Genomic DNA, 14,674 nt, shown 5'->3' with positions numbered 1-14,674 from the left:
CCCAGCCGCTGCGAGCCGGCCGGCACCGGGCGGGGCGAGTCTGGGTGGGGTCGGCATCGAGCGGGTCGGACCGGGCGGGGCGGTTCTGGCTGTCGGTGTCGAGCGGGCCGGGACCTGGTCCGTCGGTGTCGGGCTGGACGGTACCGAGCAGGACAGCACCGGGCCGGGTGGTACTCAGCGGGCCGGGACCGGACCTGTTCGGCACCGGTTCCGGCAGGGTGACCGGTACCGGGTGGGGTGGTGGCAGGCTGAGCGGTTCGGGGCGAGGTGATGTCGAGGGGTGAGACCCTGATCACCACCTCACCTGAACCGGGCGGCACCGATTACCTCCCGCCTGCGCCGGCCGCACCGGCGAGGCCGACCACATCGGCCGAGCCGCCCGACCGCCGGCCACCTCCGCCCGCCGGGCAGGGCAGGGCACCCGGTGATTTCCTGCCCCGCCAGCCCGCCAGCCCGCCAGCCCGCCAGCCCGCCAGCCCGCCAGCCCGCCAGCCCGCCAGCCCGCCAGCCCGCCAGCCCGCCAGCCCGCTGATCGCCTCAGCGCGGCGCCGTTCACCCCTGAGCCATTTCCGGCACCGCAACGCAGCCCGCCGATCGTCCCCCGTCGGCGGGCTGCGTTGTGCGGGTGGTTGTCGCGAGGGTGGGGGTGGACGGCCAGGTGCTCCTGCTGCCCGTCCCTCGGCCATCCGGCTCCCGGCTCCCCGGCTCTGGCCGCCCGGCCCCGGCCTCGGCTTTCCGGCCCTCGGCTCCGGCCTTCCGGCTCCCTGGCCCAGGGCCCGGGCCCCGGGCCTGGCCTCGGCTCTCCGGCTCAGGCCTCGGGACCTGGCCCCGGCTCCGGCCTCGGGACCTAGCCTCGGCTCCCTGGCCCCGGTCCCCCGACCTCGGCTCGCCGGTCCCCGGCCTTCCGGCCCCGGGCCCCCGGCTCCGGCCCCTCGGCGGTTTCGGCCTTCCGGCTCCCCGGAACCGGGCCCTTGCCTCGGCTACCTGGCCCCGGCCCCCGGCCTCGGCTACCTGGCCCCGGCCCCCGGCCCTGGCCCCCCCCGGCCTTCCGGCCCCCGGCCCTCCAGCTCAGCCCCCGCCCCCTCCCCGCCGAGTTACACCGACTCCCGCCAGCCGTTCGTGATCGGGAGGCGGCGGTCCTTGCCGAAGCCCTTGGCGGAGATTTTCGTGCCCGGGGGGTACTGGCGGCGCTTGTATTCGGCGGTGTCGACCATGCGGAGGGTTTTGACGACGAGGTCGCGGTCGTAGCCGGCGGCGACGATCGTGTCGGCGCCCTGGTCGCGGTCCACGTAGCGTTCGAGGATCGCGTCGAGGACGGGGTAGTCGGGGAGGGAGTCCGTGTCGACCTGGCCGGGGCGGAGTTCCGCGCTCGGGGGTTTGGTGATCGAGTTCTCTGGGATCGGCGGGGTCTGGCCGCGCTCGGCGGCAGCCCGGTTGCGCCATTCCGCCAGGCGGAAGATCGAGGTCTTGTAGACGTCCTTGATGGGCCCGTACGCGCCGACCGAGTCGCCGTAGAGGGTCGAATACCCCACCGCCAGCTCGGACTTGTTGCCGGGCGCGAGGACGATGTGGCCCTCCTGGTTGGAGATCGCCATGAGGAGCGTGCCGCGCAGGCGGGACTGGAGGTTCTCCTCGGCGAGACCGGTCAGCTCGGTGGAGGCCATGTACGCGTCGAACATCGGCGCGATGGACACCGTACGGAAGTTGAGCCCCGTACGCCGAGCCAGCTCCGCCGCGTCCCCCTTGGAGTGGTCCGAGGAGTACTTGGACGGCATCGAGACGCCGTACACGTTCTCCGCGCCGACCGCGTCGCAGGCGATCGCCGCGACGAGGGCGGAGTCGATCCCGCCGGAGAGGCCGATCAGGACGGACCGGAACCCGTTCTTCTCGACGTAAGCCCTGAGACCTACCACCAACGCCGAGTAGACCTCCTCGTCGTCGTCCAGCCGCTCGGCGTACGCACCGGGCATCGCCCGCTCGTACGAGGCGACGGGGTCCCCCGAGAGGACCACGCGGTCGATGCGCAGCCCGTCGTCGACCACGCCCTCGGGCGCGTCGTCCGAGGCGGCCGGCAGGTCGAGGTCGAGGACCACACAGCCCTCGGAGAACTGCGGCGCCCGCGCGACGACCTCCCCGCTCGCGTCGACCACGATCGAGTCCCCGTCGAAGACCAGCTCGTCCTGGCCGCCCATCATCGCGAGGTAGGCGGTGGTGCAACCCGCCTCCTGCGCCCGCTTGCGGACCAGTTCGAGCCGGGTGTCGTCCTTGTCCCGCTCGTACGGCGAGGCGTTGATCGACAGCAGCAGCCCCGCCCCGGCCGAGCGCGCGGCCGGCACCCGGCCGCCGTCCTGCCAGAGGTCCTCGCAGATCGCGAGCGCGACATCGACACCGCGCACCCGGACCACCGGCATCGTGTCGCCCGGGACGAAGTAGCGGAACTCGTCGAAGACGCCGTAGTTGGGGAGGTGGTGCTTGGCGTACGACAGCGCCACCTCACCCCCGTACAGCACCGCGCCCGCGTTGCGCGGGGCGCCCGCCGGCTGGCCGAACCTCGGCTGCGCGGCATCGGAGCGGTCCAAGTAGCCGACGACGACCGGGAGTTCACCGAACCCCTCCTCGGCGAGGCGCACGGCGAGCGAGCGCAGAGCCGCACGGGACGCCTCCACGAAGGAGGAACGCAGGGCGAGGTCCTCGACGGGATAGCCGGTCAGCACCATCTCGGGGAACGCCACGAGATGCGCCCCCTGCTCGGCGGAGTGCCGGGTCCAGCGGAGGACCGCCTCGGTGTTGCCGGTCAGGTCACCGACACGGGAGTCGATCTGGTTCAGGGCGAGACGAAGTTGAGGCACGCCCTCCAGTGTAATCGTCAGAGCGACGCGATGGGGTGTCGGCCACCTCACGTGCCGCCTCATGTGCCGCCTCACACACCACCTCACGCGCCGCCGGGCAAAGGCACCCCATGAGAGGGCAATGGCCCCCCGAAGTCCCTTGTCGGCATGTCATGTCCGCGCCTCCAATGGGCGTATGACGTTCAGGAACAGGACTACGGACCGGGGCTGGTTCCTCGCCTGGGCCGCGGTGGGCGCGTGCGCGGCGACCGGCGTGGCCGCGATCCTCTCGATCGGGCCGGTACTGCTGGTCGCGGCGGCCGTCGGAGCCGTCCTCCTCCTCCGCAAGGGCCCCCGAGACGCCTCCGCCGGAAGTATTACGGGTCTGGCCCTCCTCCTCTTCTACCTCGCCTACCTCAACCGGGGCGGCCCCGGGAACGTGTGCCACGAGGTGCCGGGCGGCAGCACCTGCACCGACGAGTACACCCCCGTGCCGTTCCTCGCGGGCGGCGTCCTGCTGTTCGCCGCGGGATTCGTCATCCATCACCTGGCACACCGCGGCGAGCGGCGGAACCGCTCGCCGCGGTGACCGTCCCTGCCTGTTCATCGAGGTCCCGGACAAAGGGAAAGCGGGCACCCCCTCCGTGAAGGAAGGGGCGCCCGCTCTCCGCGAGATCAGTGCTTGCCGCGATACGACTCGACGTAGCCCTTGGCCGGGCTGCCCACGCCGGTCACGTCGTCGTAGCCCTTCACGGCCGACAGCGAGCTGTCCTTGCCGAGGCTGCGCACGGACGTCGTGACGCCGCCGGTCGCGTCGTAGCCGTTGACGAAGTCGAGACGGGCGACCGCGAGACCCGAGCCGGTCGGGTTGTCGGTGACGTCGTGGAAGACCTTCGTGCCGTACTTCGCGTAGATCTGCGGGTTCGCGAAGCCGATCGCCTTGCCGCCGCGCGCCTGCTGGGCGAGCGCCTGGACGGCGGCGATGACCGGCGCGGCGAGCGAGGTGCCGCCGATGCGGTACTCGCTGTACTGCTGCGAGCCGTCCGGGAAGGTCTGGGTCTGGCCGACCTTGAAGCCGGTGTTCGGGTCGGCGATCGCCGCGATGTCCGGGACGACGCGGTTGCCGGCGGCGCTGTTGGCCTGGGCGAGCGCGTTCGGCACGACCCCCTTCTGGTAGAAGGGCTCGGCGACGGTCTTGCTCGTGCCGCCGCCCGCGCCGGAGGTGAACGGGCCGGGGAAGCCGGTCCAGCTCTTGCCGTCCGCCGCGAGAACCGCCTTCTGGGTGCCCCAGCCGGTCTCCCACAGGTACGAGTCGCCCTTGCCGACGGCCAGCGAGGTACCGCCGACCGCCGTCACCCACGCCGAGTTGGCCGGGGTGTCGACCTGCTTGGTGCCGGTGTTGGCGACCTCGTCGCCGTCGTCACCGGAGGAGAAGTAGAAGCCGATGCCCTCGACCGCGCCGAACTGGAACGTCTGGTCGTAGGCCGCCGCCAGATCGGGCGTCTGGTTGGCCTCGATGTCTCCCCACGAGTTGGAGACGATGTCGGCCAGGTGGTTGTCGACGACCTTGTTGAGGGCGTCGAGCAGGTCGTCGTCGTTGCAGGAGGCCGCGCCGACGTACGTCACTCCCGCGTCCGGCGCGACCGCGTGCACGGCCTCGACGTCGAGGGTCTCCTCGCCGTACCAGCCGGACGCGTCGCATTCGGTGGTCTGCGTGTACGTCTTCGGCAGCACCTGCGTGAGCTGGCCCGACTTCCACTTCGCGTCGCCGTGCGCCTTGGCGTAGGTCGCGGCGTCGAAGGCGATCGTCGGGGAGGCGAAGGCGTCGGTGATGGCGACGCGCACGCCCTTGCCGGTGTACTTGCCGGCGCCGTACGCGGCACGCAGCTGCTTGCCGGTGTAGCCCTGCACGGCGTACGGGATCTTCGAGCCGTACGCGGTGGGCAGCGTCGAGGCCGTGTTGGAGCCGTAGTACGAGGAGAACGGGCCGGCGTTCTTGAACACCGCCGCCGGGGCCGGGAGTTGGTCCTTGGCGTCGGCCCGGTGCGGGGCGTTGTCGAGACCGGTGACGGTCAGGACGGCGTCGTTCAGGCTCGCCGGGACGGTGGCCGCCTTGGCGGGGGCGCGGTAAGTGTGGCCGCTCTTCGCGTAGTTGTGCAGCTGGGTGCCGAACGCCTTCTCCGCGGAGGCGACATCGCCGCGGACCGACACGTAGTGCTGCGTCGTGCCGGTGACCTGGAGGCCGGCCTTGGTCAGCCACGCCTGAACCGCGGCCACCTGAGCCTGGGTCGCGCCGAAGCGGGACTGCGCCTGCTGGGCCGTCAAGTAGGTGCCGTACGCGGCCGAGTTCGGGTCGGAGACGGCCTTCGCGAGGGCGGCGAGGCCCTTGGCGTCGCGCCCCGCGAGGTAGACCCGGGCGTTGACCGCGGCACTGTCCGCGGTCGCGCCCTTGTCCGCCTGCGCGGTCGCCCACGCCGGCTTGGTCCCGGCCAGCGTGGAGCGGGCCGGGGTGTCCGCGGCGTGGGCCGCGGGTATGCCGAGCGCCAGTGCGCCGGCGACCATGGGCAGCGTCGCCGCCAGGCTCACTCCGGTGCGCAGCGCGGCACGGTTGGATCTCATGAGACCCCCTGTTTCGTGGTTCGTCACGGGTGGGTCGGGTGGGTCACCCGGAGCCGCCACTCTCGCTATGAACCGTTCATGCCAGGGGAATGCGCAGGTTAAGAGGAGCCCAAGTGGGGTGTGTCTTGGGTGAATTCGGCTGGTTCGTACGTGAACTGTAGGGAAAACCCTACGGCCTTGCCGCCGCCCCCCGCGCCTTGAGCATGTCCGCCATCAGCCCGATCTCCGACTCCTGCGCCGCGACCATCCCCTGGGCGAGCCGCTTCTCCACCTCGACCGTGCACTTGGAGACGCACCCCTGCGCCATGTGCACCCCGCCCTTGTGGTGGTCGGTCATCAGCTGGAGGAAGAACACCTCGGCCTGCTTGCCGCTGAGCGAACGCAGCTTGTCCAGCTCGGTGTTGGTGGCCATGCCGGGCATCAGCGAGCCGTCCTTCGCCTCCGCCATGTCGCCCATGCCCATCCAGGTCATCGGCGCCTGGGAGGACACCTTGGGCAGCCCCCACAGGTCCAGCCAGCCGATCAGCATGCCCCGCTGGTTGGCCTGCGTCTGCGCGATGTCGTAGGCCAGCCTGCGGACCTCCTCGTCGTCCGTGCGGTCCCGCACGATGTACGACATCTCCACGGCCTGCTGGTGATGGACGGCCATGTCCCGGGCGAAACCGGCGTCGGCGGAGTCGGCCGCGGGGACCGACAGCGTCGTACCGGAGCCGTCGTCCTGTGTCACCGCGTACGCGATGCCGCCGGCCGCCAGCAGCGCGGTCACCGCCGCGCCGGTGAGGAGGGGTGCGAGCCTCACTGCGCCAGCCCGCCCGTGCACGCCGCGCCCGGCTCCGGGGTCTGCTCGCCCTGCACGTACTTCTCGAAGAACTTGTCGACGTTCGGGTCGCTCGCCGCCGTCACCGTCCGCTGGTGGCCCCACGCCGTCAGCATGATCGGGTCGGCCTGCTTGTCGTCCGGGCTCATCAGCGTGTACGGCGTCTTCTTGACCTTCTCGGCCAGCGCGTCGACGTCGGCCTTCGCGGCCTTCGCGTTGTACGTCACCCACACCGCGCCGTGCTCCAGCGAGTGCACGGCGTTCATGTCGTTCACGGCCTTGGAGTAGACGTCGCCGTTGCAGTTCATCCACACCGCGGCGTGATCCCCGCCGACCGGGGGCACGGTCGGGTACGTCACCTTCTTGGTCACGTGGGTCCGGCCCAGCGTGCCCTTCCAGGTCTTGACGCCGTCCGACCCGACCTCGAACTTCCCCGAGGACTTCGCGTCCGCGACCGCCTTGGCGTCGTTGTCGTCCTTGTTCTTCTCGATCACGAAGACACCGCCGGCGACGAGACCGGCGACGGCCACGACACTGCCGACGATGATCAGCAGCCGGTTGCGCCGCTCCCTGGCCTTCTCGGCCCGCCGCATCTCCTCTATTCGCGCCTTGCGCTCGGCACTGCCGGTCTTGTTAGCGGAACCCATGGGTCTGTGTCCTTCTCCGGGGCGTGGGCGGTGGGGGGTGTTCGAGGCGTTCGAGTGGGCTGATCGTAATGCGGGAGGCGGGGGGTGGTGTAGAGAGGTCATGGCCAAGGAGACGGATGGCGCGGAAGTGGCGGTGTGATAAGCGTCCTATGTGGCGTTCTGGGCCGTCGAGGGAGCGGATGGGGAGCGGCTTCCGGCAAGTCGGCGGGGGCGGGCATTACGGATGCCGGTCCGAGCAGGCAAGATGGGTGGGGCAGCGGTACACCTGGCGTACGTGAGGCGTTCAGGCGGGGGCCAGATGGGTGATCATGGTCCGCAACGCGTACGAAACGGTGTTGTGGTGTGATGCTCGGGTGCCCGACCGCCTCCCGAAGGGACGAGGGGCCGGCGGCCTGACCAGCAAGGATGGGGAAGCGGAAGATGGACAAGCAGCAGGAGTTCGTGCTCCGGACGTTGGAGGAGCGCGACATCCGGTTCGTACGTCTGTGGTTCACGGACGTGCTGGGCTTCCTCAAGTCCGTGGCGGTGGCCCCGGCCGAGCTTGAGCAGGCGTTCGACGAGGGCATCGGCTTCGACGGCTCCGCCATCGAGGGCTTCGCCCGCGTATACGAGTCGGACATGATCGCCAAGCCCGACCCGTCCACCTTCCAGGTGCTGCCCTGGCGCGCGGAGGCCCCCGGCACGGCCCGGATGTTCTGCGACATCCTCATGCCCGACGGCTCCCCGTCCTTCGCGGACCCCCGCTACGTCCTCAAGCGCGCCCTCGCCCGCGCCTCCGACCTCGGGTTCACCTTCTACACGCACCCCGAGATCGAGTTCTTCCTGCTGAAGGACCGCCCCCTCGACGGCTCCCGTCCCACCCCCGCCGACAACTCCGGCTACTTCGACCACACCCCCCAGAACATCGGCATGGACTTCCGCCGCCAGGCGATCACCATGCTGGAGTCCATGGGCATCTCGGTCGAGTTCTCGCACCACGAGGGCGCGCCGGGCCAGCAGGAGATCGACCTCCGGTACGCCGACGCGCTCTCCACCGCCGACAACATCATGACGTTCCGCCTCGTCATGAAGCAGGTCGCGCTGGAGCAGGGCGTGCAGGCGACGTTCATGCCGAAGCCGTTCTCGGAACACCCCGGTTCCGGTATGCACACGCACCTCTCCCTCTTCGAGGGCGACCGCAACGCGTTCTACGAGTCCGGCTCCGAGTACCAGCTCTCCAAGGTCGGCCGCTCCTTCATCGCGGGCCTGCTGAAGCACGCCGCGGAGGTCTCCGCCGTCACGAACCAGTGGGTCAACAGCTACAAGCGGATCTGGGGCGGTACGGAGCGCACGGCCGGCGCCGGCGGTGAGGCCCCCTCCTACATCTGCTGGGGCCACAACAACCGCTCCGCCCTCGTCCGCGTCCCCATGTACAAGCCCGGCAAGACCGGCTCCGCCCGCATCGAGGTCCGCTCCCTGGACTCCGGCGCCAACCCGTACCTGGCGTACGCGCTCCTCCTCGCGGCCGGCCTCAAGGGCGTGGAGGAAGGCTACGAACTCCCGGCAGGCGCCGAGGACGACGTCTGGGCCCTCTCCGACGCCGAACGCCGCGCCATGGGCATCGAACCCCTCCCCCAGAACCTGGGCGAGGCCCTCACCCTCATGGAACGCAGCGACCTCGTCGCCGAGACCCTCGGCGAGCACGTCTTCGACTTCTTCCTGCGCAACAAGCGGCAGGAGTGGGAGGAGTACCGCAGCGAGGTGACGGCGTTCGAGCTGCGGAAGAACTTGCCGGTGCTGTAAGGGCAGGTCAGGGCGGGTTTCCCGCAGAACACGAGAGTGGGGCCGATGGGTTGTGACCGTCGGCCCCACGTCGTCTCAGTGCCTGTGGGCCGTCTGTGGGCCGTCCGGCGCGGGATCGGGGGCCGCGTACAGGTCGTTCACGGCGTTCCGGGCCCGCGCGTCGCTACTCGGCATGAGGTGCGTGTACACCCGCAGCGTGAACCCCGGATCGTTGTGCCCAAGGTAGTGGCTCAGCGCCTTGATGTTCTCCCCGGCGTGCAGCAGCACCGACGCGTAGAAGTGCCTCAGGGCGTGCATCCCGTGTTCGCGGGCCGCCTGGTGACGCGCGCCCGGCTTCGGCTCCGGTATCACGCCGGCCGAGGCAAGGGCGGGCTTCCAAGCGCGGTCGTTGAAGTCGGTCCGCCGGACCGCCCCCGCGCCATCGAGGCGGGTGAACAACAGCTTGCGCGTCACCTGGCGGCCGTCCTTCCGCAGCCACGGCAGGGTGACTGAGACCGGCGGGAACTCCTTCATGTGGAGCTTCAGGACGTCCGCCACTCGGTCGGGCAGGGGGACGTCACGGAGCTTGTCTCGCTTCGGCGGGCCGAAGACGAGACCCTCGGACGTCACCTTGACCTGATTCACGATGTGCAGCCACCCGGACTCGAAGTCGATTTCATCGACGGGGAGTCCGAAGATCTCCCCTTGCCGCAGGCCGCATCCCGCTCCGAGGTCGACCGCCGCGCGAAAGCGCTCCGGAAGCGCCTCCCGGACGCCGAAGACCCGTTCAGTCGTCCACGGCACCACACGGCCGGTTCCCGGCGCGGGAGGGCGTACGGATTGCGCGTGGCACGGGTTCTTGGCCAGGTGGCCATCGTCCACGGCCGCGTTGATGATGGTCGACACGTTGTTGTAGATCACGCGCCGGTACGACGTCGCCGGTACGGCCCGCTCCAACTCGCTGAGCCAGTCGCGAATGTGCTCGGGCTTGAAGGAACCAAGGGGGCGTGACCCGAGATAGGGGAGCGCGTGGCCGCGAACTGAGGAGGTGACCGTCTCTCGGGTCGTGAGGTCGGTGGTCTGGGTTTTCAGCCACTTCTCGGCGTACTGCCGGAATGTCGTCCGACTGGCTTTCGGGTCGACGTAGTTGCCACTGTCCATGTCGCTCTCGATCTTCGAGAGCCATTTCTCAGCAAGGCGCTTTTGCCCATCGCGGAAGCTCTTGGACTTCTCGGTGCCGTCGGGGCCGACGTAGCGGGCGCGGTAGCGCAGGCCGGTGCCGTAGCGATCGGTGCGGACGCGCACCTCTTTGCCGTCGGGGTTCTCCTCGGTCTTGAACCAGCGGTCTTGGATGTGGCCGGCCATCTGGGGCGTGGTCCCTTCTGGGCATGAGGAAGGGAGGGGCACAGTGTGCCCCTCCCCGGTGTTTGCTGTGTAGCTGTGTCAGGCGGCGGCCTGGTCGGCGTGCTTGCGGTCGGTGACGTAGGCGTGCACGTCGGCCGGGTCGTAGCGGACGTGCTTGCCGATGCGGAATCCGGGCGGGCCGGTGCGCTTCTTGCGCCACTGGTAGACGGTTTCGAGAGGTACCTCGAAGATCTCGGCGATGTCGTCGGGGGTGAGGTACCGGTCGGGGAGGCCGCCCCGGAGGGTGGCACGGGGGTCGGTCCGGACGGGGGCGGGTGAGCTCACTGAGTCCTCCGCAAGTTGCAAATACATTCCCCTGAGTCGCGACTCATCGGCACTCAGCGGCTCTCAGAGATGCCTTGAGACGCGATGAGTCGCGACTCAGGCAAATGTGGTTCGGACATGTTGAGGGTGATCCCGGTGTAGGTGACCACCTGTCGGCCGTACGCGTCGCGAGGCCGGGAGCGGCTGAGCTGGGGGATGACGGAGAGCAGGTTGCGGCCGAACACCTGCTTGGTGCCGGGGCGTACGCCGTTGTCCTCTGCCCACTCCCGCCAGACCGTCCACAGGGCGTCCACGGGCACGGAGCAGGTGGGGCCGGTGGTGCAGCGTTCCCGGATGAACGCGGACGTGGGCGAGGCGGTGTCCTGCATGGTGGTGACCGCTTCGCGGCTGGATGCCGGTTCGGTGATCCGGCCGGTGCGCTGGAGTCGGGCGAGTCCTTCCAGGGCCCAGTTGAGGATGCCGGGCATCTCGGCGGTGAGCCGGTCGAACAGGGTGGGGTCTTCCTTGCCCAGCCACGACACCCGCATGTTGAGCAGCACGAAGCGGCGGGCGATCACGCCGGAGGAGTCGCCGAAGTGCGGCAGCTCGTTGGAGAGGATCACCAGCCGGGTCGGAAGCTTGCCGGTCCACACCGCGCGGTACTTGCGGTCGATGTCGATGGTGTCCTCGCCGGAGATCGTCAGCAGCCGTTCGACGACCTGGCTGTTGTCGTTGCCGGACAGACGGGCGTCGGAGATGACCGCGAGCGGTTTGCCGATGAGCGTGGACAGGCCGAAGTTCGTGCCGAGTCCGGCGAGGGTGGGTCCGGCGAGGTTCTCTTTGCCGACCAGCTCTTTGAGGACGCGGGCGATGGTGCCCTTGCCGGAGCGGGACGGACCGACGATGAGCAGGATCTTCTGCTGGTCGGTCCGGCCGGAGAGGACGTAGCCGAACCACTCCTGAAGAGCGGCGACGGCGTCGGGGTCCTCGGGCCAGATCTGTTCCAGGAAGCGTTCCCACGTCGGCGCGCTCGCGGCCGGGTCGTAGGCGAAGGGGACGGAGACCAGGTTGAAGAACCCGGGCCCGTGCGGCAGCAGAGCACGGTCTTCGATCCTGAGAAGGCCGTTCTCGCACGCCACCATCGGCCCGGCGTCCGCCGCGTCTCCTCCGTCGATCCAGCTGGGGGCGTCGGTGTCGGTGGGCAGCAGGGTGATGGCGCCCAACGCGTCGAGAAGGTTGCCGATCTTCTGTTTCGTGGGCGCCCAGTCGCGTTCCTCGAACTCCCCTTCCTTGGTCGGGGCGAGGTAGACGGAGTGTTCGAGACGGGTGTACATGGCCGCACGCACCTGCGCTTCGTCCATCTCGCGCCAGCACGTTCCCGTCCAGCGCATCCAGGACGCGCGCCAGCGTCGACATACCAACTGTCCGTTCTCGCTCTGCCAGTCCGGCAGGAGACGGCGAGCGACGGCCAGGGGGTTGGACGGCGGCGGGAGTTCCTCGCTCGGGTCGTTGTCGGGGCGGGTGTCCATCACGCTGCGGCCCTCCCTTCCTGGGGGGTACGGAGGGGGCAGACCTCGCGGTGGGCGGTGTGGTCGGCGATCAGGGCGTGCACCTTGCCGTGGCCGACGGCGCTGCGGTCGCGTCCGCACGCGCAGGTGGAGGTGGCGGTGGGGAACGCGCCGCGCGAGGCGGTGATGGTCAGCCACGCGACGGGGTGGCGGCCGTCTCCGGTCCGCGCGTCCGGGCGAAGAGCTGAAGGGACGCCCTTGCGGGCGGCGTTCGCCGGTTCGCCTACGGCCGGGCTGGGCGGACGCTGTACGGCGCCCTGAGGGCCGTTCGCGGGGTTTCGTGATGCTTTGTTCATGCCGCGTGCTCCCCGGGCGTCTCAAGGCCGTTGGTGACCGCGCGGCGGGCGTAGTCCTCGGGGACGCCGACGGTGACGGCGGCGGTCACGATCTCCTCGCCGATTGCTGCGAGTCCGCAGGGGCCGGGGCATGCGGTGTGCTGGGCGGCGAGGAAGCGGGCGACGCCGAACGCCTGCGAGGCGGCGCCGGACTCGGTCCGGGTCCGTACGAGGGTGAGGCCGCGTTCGAGTCCGGTGCGGACGTAGCGGTCGGTGTGGCGGCATCCGGTGGCCACCGGGCGGCTCCACGGGGTGCGGCCGGTGAGGGAAGAGGCCACCTCCCTGCGGGCGGGGGTGGTGTCTTCCCTCACGACCAGGGCGCGCACGGACTCGGGGAGTTCGGCTGTGCGGCCGGTGCCGGGACCCAGCCAGCGGGCGTACTGCATCACGGACTTGACGTCGATACCAGGCCGGACGCCGTTCGACGACGGCATGACGCCCTGGTAGATCCAGTGCTCACCCCGCGTCGTCACCACGGTCCGGGTCGCGGGGAGGGTGGCGTGCGCCCAGGTGACGGCGGCCTGGTCGTCGAGGTCGACGACGGTGAGTCCGGCGCCGCCGGGGTGGTAGGCGACGGCTGCCGCCTCACGCCACGCCGATGCCCACGCGGGGGAGGTGAGGGTGTGCGGGTCGGTGGTGGCGGCGGCCCATGCGTGGCACGGCGCCGGGCATGTGCAGGGGCCCGGCGTCTTCATGTTCGGCCGTCCGCCGCAGCGGGGCGGGGTGCCCGCGCAGATGCGGCAGTTGCCGAACGGGACCTTTCCCGCGCGCAGGGGCAGCACCGGGGTGCCGGCCGCTGCGAGGGCGAGGGCGGTGCGCAGAGGGGTGGCCGCGTGGGGGGCTCGCGGGAGGGGGGTCGGTTGGGTCATGCTGGGTGACCTCCAACAGGTCTGTAGTGGGCTGGTTGGCAAGAGCGGCCCCGGTTCTTGGCGGAATGAGGGGCCGCTCTTGGCGTATCTAGAAGGGGGGTTCGTCGCTGTAGCCGGCGGGTCCCCACGGGTCGCGGTCGACGGTGAGGCGGCGCCACCGGCGGGGCTGGTCGGGCAGGGGGATCAGGCGGTAGCGGCGGTGTTCGTTCCAGCAGCCGCAGGGTTCCCAGTCGCTTCCGCCGTACTCGCCGGCGTGGTCGAGGTAGTGGTGTTCGATGCCGCCCAGTCCCTCGCAGACCGGGCAGTCGGGGCGGGGGGTGTCGGTCAGGACCAGCGTGCGGCGCGGCCAGTGGACGACCTTGATGCGGAGTCGGATCACAGGTGTCGGCCTTCCCGGTCGCGCCAGATGGCGTAGTGCTCGCGCCATTTGCCGTACTGCTCTCGGACGTAGTCGCGGGGGTTGTCCGTCTCGGTGGCGCCGTCCAGGGCGATGAGAGCGCGGGCGACGTAGTCGGCCTGTCCGCCGGGGTGGAAGCGGTCGTCGAGGGCGGCGCGGCGCAGCCACCATTCCCGGTCGGAGCGGCCGGTGTTGGCCTGGGAGATCAGCCATTCCGTCTCTTCGCGCAGGCCGGGGGCGCCGGTGTAGGCCGGGTGGCTCTGCGCGCGCCGGTGCTCGATGAGGTCGTCGCTGAGGGTGGAGCGGAGGGCGCTGTGGCCGGCGGTGATGTACAGGCGCCGCTCCTTGCCGTCGCGGGTGGCGTAGTCGCGGACGGAATTGAGGGCGAAGGCGTCGGCCAGTGCGGCGGTGACGCGGTCGGTGTCGTCGGGGTCACAGATGACGCGGATCTCGAACATGGGTCGGTCCTTGTGGTCAGTGGCGGTTGTCGTTGTGGGTGCGGGCGAACACGGCCCGGGTGTGGGTGGTGGTCGACTCCTGGTGGACGGGCCCCTGGTAGTGGTGGTGGTGTGTGTCCGGGGCGGCTTCGGCGGCGCGGGTGAGGAGGCGGGCGAGGGCGAGGACGGGTACGGCGACGGCGGCGGGGGCGGCGCAGATCATGCCGATGACGGTGGGGTCGGCCTGCCGGGAGGCGATCAGGATGCCGATGGCGATCAGGCCGGGCGGGACGGTGGCGAGGCCGGTGGTGAGGATGAGCCGGGACGCGTCCACCGCGCGCTGGGACATCGGGGGGATGCCGGGCTGGGGGACGGGCGGGGTGTCGCCGTGGGCGGGGAGGGGGCTGGTGTCGCGGTAGGCGGAGGGCAGGGTGGGGGTGGGGCGGTAGGCGTCGGCGATGATCCGTGCGGCCTCGGCTTCAGCGGCGGCCTCGCTCAGCGCGGCGCCGGCCGGGCCGGTGGTGGGGGTGGTGTCGGGCAGCATGACGGGAACCTCGGTTCTGGATCGTGGGCGGGCGGGACACCCCGCCGAAAGAGCCGTACACAGGGGTTGATCAGGGGGCCGTACGCCCCCCTCTACCTGCCTTACCTCGCAGGTCAGACCCCTCTACCCACCCCATGACCGGGGTAATGGGCCCCCGCTACCGGACCCCGCCCGTAGATCACGG

General features: G+C 70.6%; 14 protein-coding genes. 2 read left to right on the top strand and 12 right to left on the bottom strand.

What is annotated here, in order from left to right:
• Window positions 1-1,094: 1,094 nt before the first annotated feature.
• The gene (locus ABZX85_RS33010; protein WP_355876800.1) at window positions 1,095-2,849 is read right to left on the bottom strand and encodes an NAD+ synthase; all 1,755 of its coding nucleotides are present in this window, start codon (window positions 2,847-2,849) and stop codon (window positions 1,095-1,097) included.
• A gap of 175 nt (window positions 2,850-3,024) precedes the next feature.
• Here ABZX85_RS33010 and ABZX85_RS33005 point away from each other — a divergent pair, with 175 nt between their 5' ends.
• Window positions 3,025-3,417, top strand: a complete 393-nt coding sequence (locus ABZX85_RS33005; protein WP_355876798.1) for a hypothetical protein — start codon at window positions 3,025-3,027, stop codon at window positions 3,415-3,417.
• 86 nt (window positions 3,418-3,503) lie between these two features.
• Here the strand turns inward: ABZX85_RS33005 and ABZX85_RS33000 are convergent, their stop codons facing one another.
• The 3 genes from ABZX85_RS33000 to ABZX85_RS32990 form a co-directional block, all read right to left on the bottom strand.
• Window positions 3,504-5,447, bottom strand: coding sequence for a S53 family peptidase (locus ABZX85_RS33000; RefSeq protein WP_355876795.1), 1,944 nt, complete (start codon window positions 5,445-5,447; stop codon window positions 3,504-3,506).
• Window positions 5,448-5,616: 169 nt separating this feature from the next.
• Complete coding sequence (locus ABZX85_RS32995) at window positions 5,617-6,246, bottom strand: DUF305 domain-containing protein (RefSeq protein WP_355876792.1); 630 nt, start codon at window positions 6,244-6,246, stop codon at window positions 5,617-5,619.
• On the bottom strand, window positions 6,243-6,911 hold the full coding sequence (locus ABZX85_RS32990; RefSeq protein ID WP_355876789.1) for a DUF3105 domain-containing protein: 669 nt from the start codon (window positions 6,909-6,911) through the stop codon (window positions 6,243-6,245). The genes ABZX85_RS32995 and ABZX85_RS32990 overlap by 4 nt, the downstream gene beginning before the upstream one ends.
• Before the next feature lie 420 nt (window positions 6,912-7,331).
• On the opposite strand from ABZX85_RS32990, the gene glnA reads away from it, so the two are divergent.
• Window positions 7,332-8,693 carry a type I glutamate--ammonia ligase gene (glnA, locus tag ABZX85_RS32985; RefSeq protein ID WP_355876786.1) on the top strand — a complete coding sequence of 454 codons (1,362 nt, stop codon included), beginning with the start codon at window positions 7,332-7,334 and terminating at the stop codon, window positions 8,691-8,693.
• Between the two features lie 75 nt (window positions 8,694-8,768).
• On the opposite strand, the gene ABZX85_RS32980 is transcribed toward glnA, so the two are convergent.
• From ABZX85_RS32980 to ABZX85_RS32945, 8 genes are all read right to left on the bottom strand, one after another.
• Window positions 8,769-10,037 carry a site-specific integrase gene (locus tag ABZX85_RS32980; RefSeq protein WP_355876783.1) on the bottom strand — a complete coding sequence of 423 codons (1,269 nt, stop codon included), beginning with the start codon at window positions 10,035-10,037 and terminating at the stop codon, window positions 8,769-8,771.
• Window positions 10,038-10,115: 78 nt separating this feature from the next.
• Window positions 10,116-10,388, bottom strand: coding sequence for a helix-turn-helix domain-containing protein (locus tag ABZX85_RS32975; RefSeq protein WP_355876780.1), 273 nt, complete (start codon window positions 10,386-10,388; stop codon window positions 10,116-10,118).
• Between the two features lie 26 nt (window positions 10,389-10,414).
• Window positions 10,415-11,869: a phage/plasmid primase, P4 family gene (locus tag ABZX85_RS32970; RefSeq protein WP_355877038.1), complete on the bottom strand. Its 1,455-nt coding sequence runs from the start codon at window positions 11,867-11,869 to the stop codon at window positions 10,415-10,417.
• Entirely contained in the window at window positions 11,869-12,204 is a 336-nt protein-coding gene (locus ABZX85_RS32965) for a hypothetical protein (protein WP_355876777.1), read from the bottom strand. Before ABZX85_RS32965 ends, ABZX85_RS32970 begins: the two co-directional genes overlap by 1 nt.
• A complete protein-coding gene (locus ABZX85_RS32960; RefSeq protein WP_355876774.1) occupies window positions 12,201-13,112 on the bottom strand; it encodes a bifunctional DNA primase/polymerase in 912 nt (303 codons plus the stop codon). The genes ABZX85_RS32965 and ABZX85_RS32960 overlap by 4 nt, the downstream gene beginning before the upstream one ends.
• Window positions 13,113-13,200: 88 nt before the next feature.
• The gene (locus ABZX85_RS32955; RefSeq protein ID WP_355876773.1) at window positions 13,201-13,491 is read right to left on the bottom strand and encodes a hypothetical protein; all 291 of its coding nucleotides are present in this window, start codon (window positions 13,489-13,491) and stop codon (window positions 13,201-13,203) included.
• Window positions 13,488-13,967 (bottom strand): hypothetical protein, encoded by a 480-nt coding sequence (locus ABZX85_RS32950; protein ID WP_355876770.1) that lies wholly within the window; start codon window positions 13,965-13,967, stop codon window positions 13,488-13,490. The genes ABZX85_RS32955 and ABZX85_RS32950 overlap by 4 nt, the downstream gene beginning before the upstream one ends.
• A 16-nt stretch (window positions 13,968-13,983) precedes the next feature.
• Window positions 13,984-14,490 carry a hypothetical protein gene (locus ABZX85_RS32945; protein WP_355876769.1) on the bottom strand — a complete coding sequence of 169 codons (507 nt, stop codon included), beginning with the start codon at window positions 14,488-14,490 and terminating at the stop codon, window positions 13,984-13,986.
• Between the last annotated feature and the right edge of the window lie 184 nt (window positions 14,491-14,674).

It is taken from the genome of Streptomyces sp. NPDC004539 (genome assembly GCF_040610055.1).
Lineage (GTDB): Bacteria > Actinomycetota > Actinomycetes > Streptomycetales > Streptomycetaceae > Streptomyces.
The sequence above is the reverse complement of the archived record's forward strand: the minus strand, read 5'-3'. Positions and strand labels throughout refer to the sequence as shown.